Origin of the sequence: Methylomusa anaerophila, from assembly GCF_003966895.1 — a bacterium.
GTDB classification, from domain to species: domain Bacteria; phylum Bacillota; class Negativicutes; order Sporomusales; family Sporomusaceae; genus Methylomusa; species Methylomusa anaerophila.
In genome coordinates, this window is record NZ_AP018449.1 from 3,879,528 (window position 1) to 3,896,958 (window position 17,431).

General features: G+C 42.0%; 18 protein-coding genes. 15 read left to right on the top strand and 3 right to left on the bottom strand.

The window, feature by feature from the left end:
- The first annotated feature begins 143 nt into the window (after positions 1 to 143).
- Together MAMMFC1_RS17525 and MAMMFC1_RS17530 are read left to right on the top strand one after the other, a co-directional pair.
- Positions 144 to 2,498 (top strand): endonuclease MutS2, encoded by a 2,355-nt coding sequence (locus MAMMFC1_RS17525; protein ID WP_126309754.1) that lies wholly within the window; start codon positions 144 to 146, stop codon positions 2,496 to 2,498.
- 46 nt (positions 2,499 to 2,544) lie between these two features.
- Positions 2,545 to 3,075, top strand: a complete 531-nt coding sequence (locus MAMMFC1_RS17530; RefSeq protein ID WP_126309755.1) for a ferredoxin domain-containing protein — start codon at positions 2,545 to 2,547, stop codon at positions 3,073 to 3,075.
- A gap of 56 nt (positions 3,076 to 3,131) precedes the next feature.
- Here the strand turns inward: MAMMFC1_RS17530 and MAMMFC1_RS17535 are convergent, their stop codons facing one another.
- Together MAMMFC1_RS17535 and MAMMFC1_RS17540 are read right to left on the bottom strand one after the other, a co-directional pair.
- Entirely contained in the window at positions 3,132 to 3,761 is a 630-nt protein-coding gene (locus MAMMFC1_RS17535; protein ID WP_126309756.1) for a hypothetical protein, read from the bottom strand.
- A 12-nt stretch (positions 3,762 to 3,773) separates the two neighbouring features.
- Positions 3,774 to 4,094 carry a YbaB/EbfC family nucleoid-associated protein gene (locus MAMMFC1_RS17540; RefSeq protein WP_126309757.1) on the bottom strand — a complete coding sequence of 107 codons (321 nt, stop codon included), beginning with the start codon at positions 4,092 to 4,094 and terminating at the stop codon, positions 3,774 to 3,776.
- A gap of 144 nt (positions 4,095 to 4,238) precedes the next feature.
- Here MAMMFC1_RS17540 and MAMMFC1_RS17545 point away from each other — a divergent pair, with 144 nt between their 5' ends.
- Positions 4,239 to 4,610: a hypothetical protein gene (locus MAMMFC1_RS17545; RefSeq protein ID WP_126309758.1), complete on the top strand. Its 372-nt coding sequence runs from the start codon at positions 4,239 to 4,241 to the stop codon at positions 4,608 to 4,610.
- A gap of 785 nt (positions 4,611 to 5,395) precedes the next feature.
- On the opposite strand, the gene MAMMFC1_RS17550 is transcribed toward MAMMFC1_RS17545, so the two are convergent.
- Positions 5,396 to 7,591: a transglycosylase domain-containing protein gene (locus MAMMFC1_RS17550; RefSeq protein WP_126309759.1), complete on the bottom strand. Its 2,196-nt coding sequence runs from the start codon at positions 7,589 to 7,591 to the stop codon at positions 5,396 to 5,398.
- A 251-nt stretch (positions 7,592 to 7,842) separates the two neighbouring features.
- On the opposite strand from MAMMFC1_RS17550, the gene yunB reads away from it, so the two are divergent.
- From yunB to queA, 12 genes are all read left to right on the top strand, one after another.
- A complete protein-coding gene (gene yunB / locus MAMMFC1_RS17555; RefSeq protein ID WP_126309760.1) occupies positions 7,843 to 8,529 on the top strand; it encodes a sporulation protein YunB in 687 nt (228 codons plus the stop codon).
- Between the two features lie 48 nt (positions 8,530 to 8,577).
- Entirely contained in the window at positions 8,578 to 9,321 is a 744-nt protein-coding gene (locus MAMMFC1_RS17560) for a YebC/PmpR family DNA-binding transcriptional regulator (protein ID WP_126309761.1), read from the top strand.
- Positions 9,322 to 9,461: 140 nt separating this feature from the next.
- Positions 9,462 to 10,064, top strand: a complete 603-nt coding sequence (locus MAMMFC1_RS17565) for a site-specific integrase (RefSeq protein WP_232035506.1) — start codon at positions 9,462 to 9,464, stop codon at positions 10,062 to 10,064.
- A gap of 64 nt (positions 10,065 to 10,128) precedes the next feature.
- Complete coding sequence (locus MAMMFC1_RS17570) at positions 10,129 to 10,986, top strand: YitT family protein (RefSeq protein WP_126309762.1); 858 nt, start codon at positions 10,129 to 10,131, stop codon at positions 10,984 to 10,986.
- A 101-nt stretch (positions 10,987 to 11,087) separates the two neighbouring features.
- Entirely contained in the window at positions 11,088 to 11,690 is a 603-nt protein-coding gene (locus MAMMFC1_RS17575) for a BofC C-terminal domain-containing protein (RefSeq protein WP_232035507.1), read from the top strand.
- Between the two features lie 111 nt (positions 11,691 to 11,801).
- Positions 11,802 to 12,311 carry a crossover junction endodeoxyribonuclease RuvC gene (gene ruvC, locus MAMMFC1_RS17580; protein ID WP_126309763.1) on the top strand — a complete coding sequence of 170 codons (510 nt, stop codon included), beginning with the start codon at positions 11,802 to 11,804 and terminating at the stop codon, positions 12,309 to 12,311.
- The gene (ruvA, locus tag MAMMFC1_RS17585) at positions 12,308 to 12,931 is read left to right on the top strand and encodes a Holliday junction branch migration protein RuvA (RefSeq protein WP_126309764.1); all 624 of its coding nucleotides are present in this window, start codon (positions 12,308 to 12,310) and stop codon (positions 12,929 to 12,931) included. Before ruvC ends, ruvA begins: the two co-directional genes overlap by 4 nt.
- A gap of 16 nt (positions 12,932 to 12,947) precedes the next feature.
- The gene (ruvB, locus tag MAMMFC1_RS17590) at positions 12,948 to 13,964 is read left to right on the top strand and encodes a Holliday junction branch migration DNA helicase RuvB (RefSeq protein ID WP_126309765.1); all 1,017 of its coding nucleotides are present in this window, start codon (positions 12,948 to 12,950) and stop codon (positions 13,962 to 13,964) included.
- Positions 13,965 to 13,982: 18 nt separating this feature from the next.
- A complete protein-coding gene (locus MAMMFC1_RS17595) occupies positions 13,983 to 14,549 on the top strand; it encodes an epoxyqueuosine reductase QueH (protein WP_126309766.1) in 567 nt (188 codons plus the stop codon).
- 4 nt (positions 14,550 to 14,553) lie between these two features.
- Positions 14,554 to 14,787, top strand: coding sequence for a DUF2905 domain-containing protein (locus tag MAMMFC1_RS17600; RefSeq protein WP_126310715.1), 234 nt, complete (start codon positions 14,554 to 14,556; stop codon positions 14,785 to 14,787).
- 29 nt (positions 14,788 to 14,816) lie between these two features.
- Positions 14,817 to 16,208: a SpoIID/LytB domain-containing protein gene (locus MAMMFC1_RS17605; RefSeq protein ID WP_126309767.1), complete on the top strand. Its 1,392-nt coding sequence runs from the start codon at positions 14,817 to 14,819 to the stop codon at positions 16,206 to 16,208.
- Between the two features lie 28 nt (positions 16,209 to 16,236).
- On the top strand, positions 16,237 to 17,256 hold the full coding sequence (queA, locus tag MAMMFC1_RS17610; RefSeq protein WP_126309768.1) for a tRNA preQ1(34) S-adenosylmethionine ribosyltransferase-isomerase QueA: 1,020 nt from the start codon (positions 16,237 to 16,239) through the stop codon (positions 17,254 to 17,256).
- The last annotated feature ends 175 nt before the right edge of the window (positions 17,257 to 17,431 follow it).

The window sequence follows — 17,431 nt, forward strand, 5'->3', positions numbered from 1 at the left end:
CATATGTCCGATATGTGCGCTTCCTCCGCCTCGCCTTGCGAAAAAATTCCCGCGAATTCATTTACGCTTTCAATGTAGACAGACCACTAGCCTCTAAAAATTAAGATTGCGTGTTGTTTGCAACACGCTTAGGGAGAGCAATAATGGATATTTCTGTTTTATCAAATCTTGAATATATTAAAATTCGGGAAATGCTTGCTGAGAGAACAGGTTCCATAATGGGAAGGGAATTAGCCGAACAACTTGTTCCGGCCAGCGACTATGCGGAAGTTGAAATTCGCCTGTCTGAGACCGCCGAAGCAGTTGATATCATGAACAATCAAACAAGTATTCCGCTGGGCGGCATTCGTGACATACGGGCAACAGCCAAAAGGGCCGAACTGGGTGCTGTTCTTGAGCCAAATGAGTTATTGTCAGTTAGCAGTACTCTATATTCTGCCCGGCGAATTAAAGTCTTTATCGCAGATTTGCCGATGAGCATACCTATACTTAAAGGATGGGCAGCAAATATTAGCGTCCTGCGCCCTCTTGAAAACTCGCTGGAAGGTATATTGACTGAACAGGGAACGATCCGTGATGATGCCAGCAGTGAACTACTTAAAATCCGCCGCGAAATTAAACAGGCGCAAAATAGAGTGAAAGAAAAGCTCGATACAATTTTACGTTCCGGTGAATATCAAAAATACTTTCAGGATGCTTTAGTTACCATGCGCGGCGACCGGTATGTGATCCCTATAAAGCAGGAATACCGGCAGCATTTTCCGGGGATTGTCCATGACCAATCAGCCAGTGGGGCTACTTTATTTATTGAACCGATAGCCGTAGTCAATTTAAATAATGATATTAAACAGTTCATGGCCGCTGAAAAGGCCGAAATAGAACGTATACTGATCGTTATCAGCGGCCAAATTGCCAAAGATGCGCCTCTTATCCAGGAAAACTGCAAAATCTTAGCGCAGCTGGATTTTGTATTTGCCAAGGCAAAGTTAAGTATAGAAATGCATAGCCAGAGACCAACCATTAATGCTCAAGGTTATATAAATTTGCTGCAAGCGCGGCATCCTCTCATACCTGCGGACAAAGTAGTCCCTATCGATGTTAATTTGGGAGGACCGTTTCACACATTGTTAATTACCGGGCCAAATACCGGCGGAAAAACGGTAACGCTTAAAACTGTAGGATTGTTTGCCTTGATGACTCAAGCCGGTTTGTTTATTTCCACTGCTCCCGACTCGCAAATGCCGGTATTTAAAAATATATTTGCCGATATTGGTGATGAACAAAGCATTGAGCAAAGTTTAAGTACTTTTTCAGCTCATATGAGTAATCTGGTTCGTATTCTTGCCAGGACAACCGCTGACGATTTGGTGTTAATCGACGAAATTGGCGCAGGTACTGATCCCAGCGAGGGAGCGGCATTAGCCATGTCCATGCTGGAATACATTCATCAAATCGGCGCAAGGACGATAGCCACAACCCATTATAGCGAGCTGAAAACATTTGCCTATACCAGACATGGAATTGAAAATGCCAGCGTAGAATTTGATATACAAACATTACGACCGACTTATCGGTTGCTTATTGGTATACCTGGCAGCAGCAACGCATTCGCGATTAGTAAACGGTTGGGGCTGTCGGACTTGATTATAGAACGGGCGAAACAATTGATTCACAAAGAACACGCTGAATTTGAAACCGTACTCAGCGCTCTTGAGGAACAAAAACGGGCCTATACCGCAAAATTGCAGGAAGTTAATCATTTAGAACAAGATGTACGGGTATTGCAGGATCGGCTGCAACTGGAAGAACGGAGGCTAGTTGACCAAAAAAATAGTCTGCTGCGAAAAGCTCACGATGAGGCAGCGGCTTTATTACGTCAAGCTCGCCGTGAGGCCGAAGAAATAATAGGGAACTTAAAAGCGCAATTTTTTGCTCAAAGTAACCGCGAGCGACAGAATGCCATCGATAGCGCCCGCAAGCAATTGCGAAATATTTCTGATCAAGTGAATATAACCGGCGTTTACGATGAGAAAGAGCTGCCGGAGCTGAAATCCGCAGCCGTTAAGCCCGGAATGCATGTATATATTACCTCTCTACAGCAAAAAGGCGAGGTTATAGCGTTGAATGGGGATGATGCCACAGTTCAGTTGGGAATTTTGAAACTAACTGTTCCCTTATCAGAATGCAGACTTGTAGATCAGCCGGGGAATATTGTTCCGGCAAAAAGTCGAACTAGGGTAATTCCAATTCAATCCGCGGCACGACAGATTGATATACGGGGTATGACAATTGAAGAGGCTGAAAATATTCTTGATCGGTATATTGACGATGCTTTACTCGCGGGGTTGCCGGAAGTATTGATAATTCATGGCAAGGGAACCGGAGCTCTCAGAAAAGGGGTCAAGAGCTATTTGGCAGGACATCCAAGAGTACAAGAAATAAAAATCGCCGAATTAAACGAAGGGGGTACCGGAGCCACGGTAGTAAGATTAACCTAATTATGATTCGCCTGTATTTATTCTGTAAGATATTGGAGGAGAGAGTATGATTTCAAAAAGCCAGGAAATTGAAGACAGGGCGATCGAGTACATTGCAGACTTAATGTGCGTTGCGGCCAGGACTGCTCCTAAAGGCAAAGGAATTGACAATTTGGTTGTAATGACGGTGAAAGGCCGCGTGAAGGACCAGCTGTCAGAGGAAATGTGCCGCATCGCCCAAACAACCGGCGCAGATTTTTTTGCACGGGATGCAAAATGTGTAGAAAAATCAGCATTGGTAGTGTTATTAGGTCAAAAAGTGAAACCGGTGGGTGTACCTTCTTGTGGATATTGTGGCTTTGCAAACTGCCAGGAAAACACGAAAAACTCAGGACTTTGCTCTATAAGTGTAGGAGATTTGGGCATTGCGATCGGGTCAGCTGTCAGTATTGCTTCACAACATCACGCCGACAACAGAATCATGTTTTCTATAGGTCGTGCAGCTTTAAATCTGGCAATTTTCGAAGAAGAAGTGAAAGTTGCCTACGGTATACCCTTGAGTGTAGCAGGGAAAAATCCTTTCTTTGATCGAGGTTAGATTAGATAATATATAAAAACCGGGATGGCTAAAATAGCTATCCCGGTTTTTATGCTTCAAAAATTGTTTTTCCAATTTAAATATCTTCCCAAATTCTTACTTTCATTATCCGGGTTTTCTCCTTCTTCCCCTTCATCCTGAGGCTCAGGAACCGCAGGGGGGGGAGAATCACTTATTGCGGCGGAGGCTGCGCGGTTGGCTGTATCATTTGAATCTAAAGTTATTGCTTCTGATTCCTTACTTCCGTTCTTATGATCACTTTTTGCTTTGTCTTTCGCCTGTTCTTGTTTGTTAGGCTTATCAGGCTTATCAGACGCTGATCCACTCATATTATTTAACATACCCAATATACTCGCCATAGTTGCAGGATTGAGCTTTGACTTTATTTGGGGGTTGTTCAATAAAGGCAAGAGCGACATCAGGTCCGGAGAACCTCCTTTACTGCCTTCTGCTTTAGTTAATTCGCCGAGCAGTTTCTGAATTGGATTGCTGCTTGCCGCAGAGCTTGTCGGAGCGGGCGATTCCATGGTTTGGTTGCGGTTTAATACGGATATCAGACAAATAATGGATAGAACCGTAATTAAGTTGTCAAGGCCCGCTCCTTCAGTTATGCTGGCATCTATCAGACGAGTAATTGTATGAATTAGAGATGGCGATCCAGATTTATCTATAGGTCCGCCCGGCATATAACCGCCTCCTTAAAATAGGCCTGGAATTTTAGGAAGATTTAGATCGGCAGCTAATTTGGTCATGGCTTCCTGGTTCAATTCCCGCGACTTAGCCAAAGCATTATTAATTGTCGCAATTAATAGATCCTGCAGCAGCATCGCGTTTTCCGGGGCGAGGTATTTTTCGTTGAATTCAATACCCACAATATCTTGTTGCCCATTGACTGTTATTTTTACAACATCACCACTTGCGACTTGAATTCGTTCTTGCTTTAACCGGTCTTGAATGCCGTCAACATTTTGTTGCACTTTTTTTACCATATCCATAAGATTTCCAAATTGTTCCAACAATCTTGAAGCACCTCCCGAGAATATTTTTTATTAATTTATTCATGCAAACCAATTTGGTGAGTGTCCGTTCTATAATTTGAGAAACAATTAATGACGTTCAATCATATATTGGATTAAAGAACGGTTTGGAAGGGTGGTGGGTGTATGCGGTTGCGGCGGCGGCGTAACAAACGAACAATTGATATAAGCGCGGAATCCCCTACTGTGAATGAACCAACAGTTCAAAAGGATTCGGATAATCAAAAGCAGGTTGCAAGTAAAAAATCCAGGATAAAAAAAGAAGCTTCTCCTGCGGCTCTATTTAGAAAAATAGTTGAAAACCCGAATTTTAATGCTCAATTTTTAGTAATTGTTCTGTCGCTGATGTCTGGTAACGTACCAATGGATCGCGGGATAAGTTCAATGAGTTCTGCCGTAGACAAGGTCCGTAATATAACGGAGGTAATTACCAGTACCATGCAGTCAGTAAAAGTTGCCACAGAGGCGCCCAAGCAAATTAAGCGATTACTGCAATAAGTGCCGGGCAGACAGGTGAAAATAAACAAATGCTACCTTGCAGCCAGTAACAATTCAATCGTCAATCCCATATATTGAAGTAGAAGGGCGGGCAGTATTTATAGCGCCAGACATCTTGTTTTAATTACTGCCCTAAAATGAAATACTTTAAGGAGGCTGTTTTAAATGCGTGGTGGATTCGGTTGTGGTGGTTTCGGTAGTGTTCCAATCATCATCATCATTATTCTTCTGTTGTTGTTGTCTTTTAATGATACTTGCGAAGATTTATAATTTTATAAATTACTTACTTGCTTAAAGTCCTTTAATCTTCAAGATGTGGGTTGATAACAAGGGGTAATTCGGTAAAAGTAGTAACCAAAAAAACGATAAACTCATATCTTGGATATTAGAAAACCTTTTTATAAGTTATGAGGGGAGGAAAATATTATGTCACGTGGATTTGGTTGTTTCGGCGGCAATAACAGTATAGCGGTGGTAATTATCATCATCATCATTCTGCTCCTATTCCTGGCTGAAGATGATACTTGTATCGATTAACATAATAACCGGATTATGAATTAAGAAAGGGGGAAAACATAATGTCACGTGGATTTGGTGGTTGTTTCGGCGGCAATAACAGCATAGTGGTGGTAATTATTATCATCATCATTCTGCTCCTATTCCTGGCTGAAGATGATACTTGTATCGATTAACAAACTAACCGCATTTGATACACCTACTAAAATATATATGCTTAAATTGCAAAAAACACGCGTAAAATTACGCGTGTTTTCTACTATATTTAATTAATTTTTTTTGTCTGAACCTGATTGTTTCTCAGGTGGCGGCGGCGGAGCCGGAGAAACGGTTTGTTTGTCAGACCTTGGTGGTGGAGGCGGTAGTATTTTATCAGACTGAACAGGCTCAGTCGTAGATTCTGGTTGTCCAGATTTTTTTCCATCTTTATTCGCATCTTTATTGTCCTTGTCTTTTGCGTCCTTATCGGCAGTAGCAGTTGATACTTTTGTCGGCTGTGTACCTTCCATGAATATCTCATTACGAGAATCTTGATTATTCGGGTCATTTATGAGCAGACCATCTCTATTGGATACACGAACGGCAACGACACCGGAAGGCTTGACAAAATCACGCGCTGTGTATTTATCAGCGACATCCGACATAAAGGATCTCCATATTTCCGCTGGTATAGTGCCGCCTGTGATTCCATCTAAATATCCGGTATTATCGTAACCCATCCAAACTGCGGCAACCAAGTCCGGTGTAAAGCCCACAAACCAGGCGTCTTTATTATCGCTGGTAGTACCGGTTTTGCCGGCAGCAGGCCGGCCGAAGTTGGCAGCGGCTCCTGTACCGTGCGTAATTACTCCCCGCATCATATCGGTGAGAATATAAGCAGAACGCTCATTGATCACGGCTTTTTCCCGCTGACTGTTTTCTTCAAGTACTTTGCCATTCCGGTCTATTACTTTGACAATTGCAGTAGGTTCGGCTCGAATCCCCTGATTGGCCAAGACGCCATAGGCACTGGCAATCTCAAGCGGCGTAACGCCACGGGAAAGACCGCCTAAAGCCATAGCGAGGTTGCGGTCGTTGGTATTGCCACGCAGCACCAAAGTAGATATTCCCATCTGTTGGGCATAATATAATGGTTTATCAACGCCCACCTGCTGGGCCAACTTAACGGCTACAACGTTTATCGACTGCTCTAAAGCCGAACGCAGCGACAGTGGACCGTGGAATTGATGATCATAGTTTACAGGTGAATATCCATCGATGGTAATTGGCTTATCTTCAACTATAGTAGCCGGGGTAAACCCGCTTTCAATGGCCGCAAGATATACAAAAGGCTTGAATGCAGATCCGGGCTGCCGTTCTGCCAATACCGCCCGGTTAAATTGATCATTGCCTCGCCCACCAATCATAGCTTTGATATGACCATTGTGAGGATCAATAGCTACAAGAGCGCCTTGCGGTTGTTTAATCCCATTTTCGGTACGGTCAGTAGGAAGTTGACTCATTGCCCGTTCTGCCGCCTCTTGCATAGAAAGATCTAATGTAGTATAGATCTTTAGACCGTCCTTGTAAACCGCGTCAGCACCGTATTTTTCAATAAGCACTTGAATAACATAATCTACAAAATAGGATGCAACGGAAGAATTTGTAGACGTACGTTTGACTAATTTAATTTCGGTTGCTTTAGCTTCTGCTGCGTCATAGGAGCCAATATACCCATATTTGGCCATTTGTTCCAAAACGATTCCTTGTCGTTCTTTGGCCGCTTTTAAATTGTTAAGCGGAGAATAATAATTTGGGCTTTTCGGAATTCCGGCAATCATTGCACATTCAGCCAAATTGAGGTCTTCAACATTTTTCCCAAAGTATACCTGTGCGGCAGCCTGAACTCCATAGGCGCCTTGTCCAAAATAAATATGATTCATATACATTTCTAATATTTCAGTTTTACTATATTGCCTTTCAATTTGAAGAGACAGGAAAGCTTCCTGAATTTTACGCTTAAGCGTCTGTTCTTGCGAAAGTAAAGCATTTCTGGCTAACTGTTGGGTAATGGTACTGCCGCCTTCAGATATTCCGCGGTCAGTTAAATTGGCCCATATGGCCCGCAAAATACCACGGGGATCAATTCCGGAGTGTTGGTAGAAACGTGCATCCTCAGCAGCTACAAATGCGTTTTGCAGGTTTTTAGGGATTTTGTTGATAGAAACCGGCAAACGATTTTCCACAGAGTGAACAGTGGTAATCAGTTTGCCGTTGTTATCGAATAATTGAGAAGAAGCGGCTGGCCGAATTTCCCCCTTTAAGCTAGGCATGGTATGAACACTGGCTGTTAAGAAACCTAGTCCTGCGCCAGTCACCATGACTATCAATATAATAAAAGCTATAATTGAAAATTTTAATAACGATTTGTTCGTATCACGACGACCATTGGTTTGAGTATCTTTAGTTCCAACGCCTTTCTGCATGGATATCCTCCCTTTGTGGTCGGGTATTCGAATAATAAAGCTTGATTATTCGACTGAATACGCTAATCATTATACCATAAAACCGACTTGTCGGAATATCTGTTTTTATTTAAGTACCAGAAAGTGTAATATTAATATATTAATGTATTTATGCCGTTAAAACCGGACACCATCTTTTGACTAATACCATATATATAATTAGCATTAATTGGGGATGTTGTCCGGGTGGAACGGACGAGGAGGAATGATCCATGCGGTTTTCCGTACGAAAGAGGCGGACCATTCCGCTCATACCGCTAATCATCATCCTAATATCTGGAATATTAGTGTTTTTTTTCTGGCGAGCTGAAACTCATCTCAAACCTACATTAATGGCAATAGCGGAAACACGTGCTACCTTAATTGCAACTCAGTCTATCAATGACGTTATCAACGATAAGGTAAGCGTATCTATCGATCCCAAAACACTGGTAAATGTTTCCGTCGATGAGCATGGCAGAGTGGTTTTAATCCAGCCTAATACAATGGAATTTAACAAACTTGCCGCCGATACGACCATAAAAGTGCAGGAATCATTAAAAAATATTGCTGAAGAAAAAATTCGAATTCCGATTGGTCAAGTGCTGGGAAGTCAATTATTAGCTAGCATGGGACCAAAAATCACGGTTACCATTATTCCAATCGGTACAGTTCAAGTCAAAGTTGTAGATAAATTTGAACAGGCCGGCATAAATCAAACGCGACACATGGTATACTTGTTAGCCACAACTGAAATCCGAATTGTTGTACCTTTGGTGAGTAAAAGTGTCAGTGTCAATACGCAAGTACCCATTGCAGAATATGTAGTAGTCGGAGAAGTACCTAATACTTATGTCCAATTTCCCTTTCCTTTTGAAAGCGATTCATTGGGCTCTCCTGATACTTTACGAAAAAACTAATAATATGATACAATATTTCCGTTCATATAGTCGGAGAGGGGTATAGATATGTCAGGACACTCTAAATGGGCCAATATAAAACATCGTAAAGGGAAACTGGATGCCGTTCGCGGTAAAATTACAACGAAAATCAGTCGGGAGATTAGTATTGCTGTCCGGCTGGGAGGAACTGATCCCACAGGTAATATGCGCCTGAAGCTTGCTCTCCAAAAAGCAAGAGAAAATAATATTCCCAAGGAGAATATTCAAAGAGCAATACAAAAAGGCGCGGGTGCACTTGACGGCAGCAATTATGAAGAAATTGTGTATGAGGGCTACGGGCCGGGAGGAGTAGCCGTCATGGTAGAAGCTATGACCGATAATCGTAATCGCACAGCCGCTGATATTCGGCATTTATTTTCCAAAAATGGTGGAAACCTGGGTGAGAGTGGCTGCGTTTCGTGGATGTTTAAGCTAAAAGGTCTTTTTGTTATTGAACAGCAAGCGGGAATCGAGGAAGAAAATCTGATGTTATTGGCACTGGACGCTGGCGCGGAAGATTTCAAAGCTGTGGACGGACAGTTCGAAATCACAACTGATCCCGAAGATTTTGAACTGCTTCAGGAAACTCTGGAGAAAAACAACATCAAAACCGAAATTGCAAGAGTTACCAGGATACCTGATACAACGATGGATTTAACTGGCGATGACGCCACAAAGATGGTCAGGCTCATGGACGCTCTTGAAGACCATGATGATGTACAAGATGTTTATGCTAATTTCGATATTGATGAAGACTCTTTAGAAATATAGTAAGCTCACGGGATTTCGAAGGTTTAGTTCTATCCATAACGTACCTTCTCATTTAATCAATGGGAGGTACGTTTTTTATGCAAAACCAATTATTGGCTCGTATTCTTTACATCATACACAATATATGATATGATAACATTATGTATGATACTGATGGGGTGCAAAAATTGGAATTTGTACAGCCTATCCGCGACAAAAAAAAGATTGATAGTATTAAAAAAGTTCTTCTGGCTAATAACGTTCGAGATTACTGTTTATTTACCCTAGGGATAAATTCCGGGTTACGCATTAGTGATTTACTAAATTTAAAAATTTCTGACGTGGTTGATGATACAGGCAAAATTCGAGAACGAATTACCTTGCGAGAGAAAAAAACAAATAAGACAAAAGATTTTCTGCTTAATGACGTAGCCCGGAAAACGATTGCAGAGTATTTGAGAAACAGAGTATACGAATATAATGAACCCCTGTTCCTATCTAAAAAGAAAAGTGCCGGTAAGGCACCGCTGCAAAGGGATCAGGCATATAAGATTATTAACAATGCCGCCAGGTCAATTGGAATTACTGAGAAGATTGGCACTCATACCCTACGAAAAACATTCGGCTATCATGCTTATAAATCCGGGGTTTCCATTGAAGTAATACAAAAGTTGTTTAATCACGCAACGCCTTCGACTACCCTCAAATATATAGGCATTACGCAAGATGATCTCGACGGCGTTTATCTGAATCTAAACTTATGAAAGCGCCTTGTGAGCAAGTATACAAGTATAAAGGGAGCTCAAATATTATAACTTGGAGGGAAAAATGACTAAGCGAAATCAATTTAGAAAAAATTTGTTTAAGTATTTATTTTTGTTTATTGGATCAATTCTTGCAGCGGTTGGTCTTGAAATTTTCTTAATTCCCAACCATATTATTGATGGTGGTGTAGTTGGAATTTCCATTATGCTAAGTTATCTCAGTAATTTTTCGTTAGGATTGTTTATTTTTTTCCTAAACGTTCCTTTTTTAATACTGGGTTATAATCATATCGGAAAATCATTTGTTATATCTACCTTGTTTTCAATTTTATCATTGTCTATATGGGTTACTGTTCTCCATCCCATCCCTGGCTTAACGGAAGATCTTCTTTTAGCATCTGTATTTGGTGGAATAATATTAGGCATAGGGGTGGGTTTAATTATACGCTACGGCGGTTCTTTGGATGGAACTGAAATTGTAGCAATTATTTTAGATAAAAGAACTGGATTTTCTGTGGGTGAAATTGTAATGTTTTTTAACATTTTTATATTGAGTAGCGCCGGTCTTATTTTTGGCTGGAATAAAGCAATGTATTCTCTTATCGCTTATTTTGTTGCTTTTAAAATGATTGATATAACGATCGAAGGTTTAGAGGAAACAAAATCTGCCATAATTGTATCCGAGAAAGCGGAAATCATTGCTGAAAAAGTAATGGCCCGGTTAGGTCGGGGGGTAACTCTTTTAAGTGGTAAGGGTGGCTACAGCGGTGAAGAACGTACTGTTTTATATTTAGTGATTACGCGTCTGGAAATCGCAAAATTAAAAAATATTATAGATGAAATAGACGAAAATGCATTTGTAACTATAAGTGAGGTACATGAGGTTATGGGAGGACGTATTAGAAAACGGGCAATACATTAATATTATAAAAGAATACTTATTCATTTTTGGACAACTATGTATATTTTGGAAAAAATACTGGCAATACTATGAATAAACTATTATAGAAAGGAGTATCGCCAGTGTTTGAAAAAATATACAAAAAGTTATCTTTATTCTCACTGCCTCGGCCGCTGTCGCCATCATTACGTTTATTAATGATTTGCAGTTTTGCTCTGATTGTATTTTGTGCTGCGTTCTATTGGCTTTATTATACGGATTCCGGAAATTCGGATTTGTCACGGGACACTGAAGTTGCAAAACATGATAGCAAAATTAAGATCACCCCCGATATGGATCTGGTACAAAAAATCATTTATTCTAAATGTGGCGACGAAGAAGTGTTTCGAACAAAGCCTCCAGATAATTTGATCGGATTGAACTTTAATCAGCTGCAGAAAATTTATTCTGGCTGGAACATCACTACGTTTGACACGAAAGAAGTAGAAATGTCCTTGAAGGTAGACAGCTTATGCCGTGAGCATGCTAATAACATGTTTATTGGCATTAAAGATGGTTATGTGGCAGTGTATTACGGCGTACCCGGCCCCAAAGCAATTATTAAGGAAGTAACCAAAATTCCGGTGAGTAGTTTGACCCCGCAGGACCTGGGGGAAATACGCCAAGGACTAGTCATCCAAACCAAGGAAGAACTGCTTAGGACGTTGGAAGGATTGCAAAAATAAGAGGGGAAGCCCTCTTATTTTTGTTACTCCAGCATTATTTGTTACTCCAGCATTAAAGGAATAGTATACCAATATGTCGAATCTAACCCAATGCATTCGAGGAGGTAATACATGCTAGCATTGGGAATAGACCCTGGTACCGCTATCTGCGGTTACGGGCTGGTAGAACAAAGTGGCAGCCGTTTGCGGGCGGTGACTTATGGTGCGGTTCAAACGCGTTCTGACTTGGAAGCTGCCGACAGACTGCTAAAGGTATATGAAGGAATTGAATTATTGATTAAAAATTATCATCCCGACATCGTTGGGGTGGAGCAATTGTTTTTTAATAAAAATGTCAGAACTGCTATGGCAGTAGGGCAAGCAAAGGGTGTCGTTCTGCTTGCCGCTGTGCAAAATGGGGTTTCCGTCGCTGAATTTACTCCTTTGCAGGTGAAGCAATCGGTGGTAGGCTACGGAAATGCTGCGAAAGAGCAAGTAATTTATATGACGCAGCGACTGCTCAATCTATCCCAAAAACCTCATCCTGACGATGTTGCCGACGCATTAGCTGTTGCAATCTGTACGCTGCATATAAATGGGGCCAACAGAATAGCAACTAAAATAAAGGAAGTATTTTCATGATTGGTTACATCAAAGGTGAAGTTTCCCATCTGTTTCCTGAATATTGCTTTGTAGATGTACAAGGGATTGGCTACCGGATATGTATCCCATTATCTACCAGACAAAGGCTGTCTGTTGGGACAACGATATCATTGTTTACGTATTTGAATGTAAGGGAAGATTCTCTTACATTATTTGGATTTTTTACAGAAGAAGAATATGACTTATTTATGAAGCTCATTGCCGTTACCGGAATAGGGCCGAAGGCAGCAGTCAGCATTCTGTCTGCGATTAGGCCCCAGGATTTTTATATAGCAATTGGTCAGAAAAATATAGGGGTACTAACGAAGATACCCGGTATTGGCAAAAAAACCGCCGAAAGAATGATTTTAGAACTTAAGGATAAAATTGCAGTGCCCCTTGATAACGAGTATGCAGGAATTGGCATTTCTGACGCAGCGGCGGATTCAGCCCAGGATGTCATTCGTCAAACGGTTCAAGCTCTTATCACGTTGGGATACAATCAGGCGGAAATTATGCCGGTCATCAAACAAAAAACTGAGGAGTATCAGCAGGCGAACTTAGCTTGCACAGTGGAACAATTGATCAAAGAAGTACTGAAAGATTTTGGCGCAAGATAGTCTGGAGGGAATATTAGTGGAGGAACGCATTGTGGCCGGAGGCGAGCAGGAAGCCGACTCCTGGCAGTATAGTTTACGGCCGCGCCGCCTGGCAGAATATATTGGTCAGGATCAAGTAAAGAATAACCTTTCGATTTTTATACAGGCAACTTTGGCTAGAGGGGAAGCATTGGACCATGTGCTGTTGTATGGTCCTCCCGGCCTTGGCAAAACAACGTTGGCAGGAATCATCGCCGTTGAATTAGGGGTTAATTTTCGTATCACCTCGGGCCCGGCTGTAGAAAGACCGGGTGATCTTGCCGCCCTACTCACCAATCTTGGCGAGAAGGATGTTTTGTTTATAGATGAGATACATCGTTTATCCCGCAGTGTGGAGGAGATTTTATATTCGGCAATGGAGGATTATGCTCTCGACATAATCATTGGGAAAGGCCCTAGTGCGCGTTCCATTCGTTTAGATTTACCCAAATTTACGTTAGTTGGAGCAACTACCAGAGCAGGTGCGCTTGCCGCCCCTTTACGGGACCGGTTTGGCGTCATTTGCCGGTTGGAGTATTATACTACGGAGCATCTTGAATGCATCGTAAACCGCGCCGCAGAAATCCTAAATGTTAGAATTGATTCCCTGGGCGCAAGGGAAATTGCCAGACGTTCACGCGGTACTCCGCGGATTGCCAACCGCCTTCTGAAAAGAGTAAGAGATTTTGCTCAGGTGACAGGAGACGGCGTAATTACTAATGCAGTAGCGGATAAAGCCCTGGCTTTATTAGAAGTAGACCAACTCGGGCTGGATAAAATTGACCGTAGTCTCTTAAAAACGATTATTAAAAATTTTAATGGCGGGCCTGTTGGGTTGGATACATTAGCGGCTGCCATAAGTGAAGAAACGGATACAATCGAAGACGTATACGAACCTTTCTTGCTGCAAATGGGATTCATCGCCCGTACTCCCCGCGGACGAGTAGCCACGCCCACAGCATATGCTCATTTAAATATTCCCTATAAAGAAAGCAATCAGGAAAAATTCTGGTAGGTGAGAAGGTGAGACTTGATGACAACTGATCAAACCCGCAAAAAAATGCTGTTGCATATCTGTTGCGGGCCATGTGCAGTCTATCCGGTTCAGCATTTACGTGAAAATTATAGTGAATATGATATAATCGGTTATTTTTATAACCCTAATATTCACCCTTATAAAGAATTCGCGAAACGCCTGGAAACACTGAAAACATACGCTCAAGATACCGGACTGGAATTATTAACCGATGAACGGTACGCGCTGGAAGACTATTTACTGCGGGTCTTCAATGCCCAACAAGGGCGTTGCCATGAATGTTATTATCTTCGGCTGCGCCAAACAGCGCAATATGGTAAAGTACATGGCTTCGATTGTTTTACTACTACTTTACTGGTTAGTCCTTATCAACAGCACGAAATGATTAAAGAAGTCGCAGAGCAAGTGTCCCAAGATGAAGGCATAGCATTTCAGTATATTGATTTTCGTCCTGGCTGGACCGAGGGTGTAAAAATCAGCCGTGACAGGGGAATGTATCGACAGCCCTACTGCGGCTGTATATTTAGTGAAAAAGAACGTTACTACAAGCCTCAGAAGGAGTAGAATGATGCAAGGTTTTGATTCTATTGGTTCTATTGGTAAAATGCTGATGATTTTGGGGATAATCATGCTTATTACCGGAGCAGCGTTTTATTTTGGCGGTAAACTTTTTAATCTGGGACGTTTACCGGGTGATATTTATTTTGAAAGGGATAATTTCAGTTTTCATTTTCCTATTGTTACCTCAATTATTATTAGTATTATACTAACCATTATTCTTAACATATTCATCAGACGCTAGTACCCCATCTATAGAAAGGAGTGAAAAAATTGTTGCCTCGTAAAATAGCTCGCAAAATAATGGGGAGTATTTCCGTTTTTCTATTAATAGTTTTGTTTGGCGCTCAGTTTCCATGCCAAGCAAAATTGGAATATGATTCAAGCAACACGTTGAAAAAAACCTATGAGCCAAGCATTAAAATTGGGATAGCAGTCAATCAATCGTCGGTGATCATTTCTGCAAATACGGATTTCGAACTTGCCGCAGCTTCTGAAACTGGGATGAAGCCTACACTTATCTTGGGAAAGTTTCGCAGTAAAGACCGGGTGGTATTAACAGCAAAAAACGGCTATGTTGCCTTGAATAACAAACAAATGCCTGTACAATCATTAGCTGTCATCTTAAGACATCCGAATGGTATCCGCTCTTCAGAAGACTCTATCGAAGTGAGTGAGCGGCATTACCGTGGCAGCATCGAAGTTCGCGCAACTGGTGGAAACAATGGCCTGACCGTTATTAATACCGTTCCCGTAGAACAGTATCTTTACGGAGTTATCAAAAATGAAATATCCCCGGATTGGCCCATAGAGGCGGTTAAAGCCCAGGCTGTGGCTGCACGCACCTATGCTATGGCCAATCTTAATAAACATAAAGCAGACGGCTTTGATGTTTGTACAACCACTGATTGCCAGATCTATGGCGGACGGGAAAGTGAGGCATTCCGGGCAATTGAGGCTGTTGATTCCACCCGCGGGTTAGTACTTACATATGACGGCAAGCTAATTACGGCATATTTCCATAGTAGTTCCGGCGGATACACGGAAAACAGCGAAAACGTTTGGTCGGCATACCTGCCGTACCTTCGTGGAGTGGTTGATACAGATCAATATTCCCCTTATTACAAATGGGATAAAAGTATCCCATTACACGAAGTTAACGCTATGTTAGGTAAAGCTGGCTACAAGGTAGGATCATTACAAGCAATCGAATTGACCCCGTTAAGTAAGCCGCCCGTGAATGTTGCTGACCGGGGAATATCAGGCCGGGTTAAAACGCTTCGCCTGATAGGGGCTAATGGGGAGGTATACATCACCGGTGCAAAGTTTCGCAGTCTATTTGGACTTAACAGCACGCTTTTCGATATTAATTTTGCGAGCGCGGGACAAATGGCTGCCACGGACAAAACTGATGCTTTCAAGTACCGCAATACTAAGGTCGGAAATACTTCATCGACTAAAAATATTAGCAGCCATAACAACATACGTTATGTAATTAATAAGAAAGGCTCATTAGTTATATCCGGATTTGGTTGGGGTCATGGCCTGGGTCTTTCCCAATGGGGGGCAAAAGCCATGGCGGACAAGGCGCAAGGCAATCCCGAATATTTTAAAGATATATTGAAACACTACTACCAGGGTGTGGAGATCATTAAACTTTACTAAAACTTAATAAAGGAGCTTTTGTTTTTTCATGCTGTTGTCTGATTTTGATTATTATTTGCCTGAAGAACTTATTGCCCAATACCCGATTGAACCGCGAAACCATTCTCGGCTGCTGGTGGTACACAGACAGTCTGGTTTGATGGAGCATCAACATTTTTACAATTTGCAGCAATATTTACAACCAGGGGACACCCTGGTTTTTAATGATACTAGGGTAATTCCAGCCAGACTTATTGGCGAAAAAGCAGATACCGGCAGTAAAGTGGAAGTATTTCTTCTAAATCGAAATTCCGGTGATCAATGGGAATGTTTAGTTAAACCAGGAAAACGAGCTCGGCCGGGAGCTATAATTGAGTTTGGTAATTTGCTCAGATGTGAAGTTATAGCAGGCACTGACTTTGGCGGACGCATTGTCCGCTTTAGTTATGACGGAATTTTTGAGGAAATACTGGATTTTTTGGGCGAAACCCCTCTGCCGCCTTATATCAAAGAAACCTTGCACGATAAAGAAAGATATCAGACGGTGTACGCGAAGGAAAAAGGATCAGCAGCAGCGCCAACCGCAGGCTTACACTTTACAAGCGATATGATGACCAAACTGAAAGAAGCGGGCATTAATCTGGCATTTGTAACCTTGCATGTCGGCTTGGGAACCTTTCGTCCCGTGAGTGTTGCCGATATAAGCCAGCACAGTATGCACAGGGAATATTACTCTGTATCCGAGGAAACAGCGCGTATTGTTAACAAAACTAAAGCTGCAGGCAACCGAGTGATCGCGGTGGGAACTACTGCAGTACGCACTTTAGAAACCGCGGGAAAAGACGGAGTTTTGGCAGCCCAAAGCGGTTGGACTAATATATTTATTTATCCAGGTTATCGGTTTAGGATCATAGACGCACTTGTTACCAATTTCCATCTCCCCAAATCAACTTTACTTATGTTAGTTAGCGCTTTTGCCAACAGGGAATTAATACTCTCCGCCTACGCTGAAGCTGTGGCGGAGCGGTACAGATTTTTCAGCTTTGGCGATGCCATGCTTATCATCTAAGCAAGCAAATCCAACTTTCTTGGTAACTATCAAATGCCTCGAACTGCTTAGAAATCGTCAGATGCTAGGCGCGACGACGATTCTGATTTCGTTAACTGAGCATAACAGTTTGCGCGGGGACCGGAACGGAGGCGTACTCGGATGTCCGCACAGACTACTTAGGAAAGGGCTGACT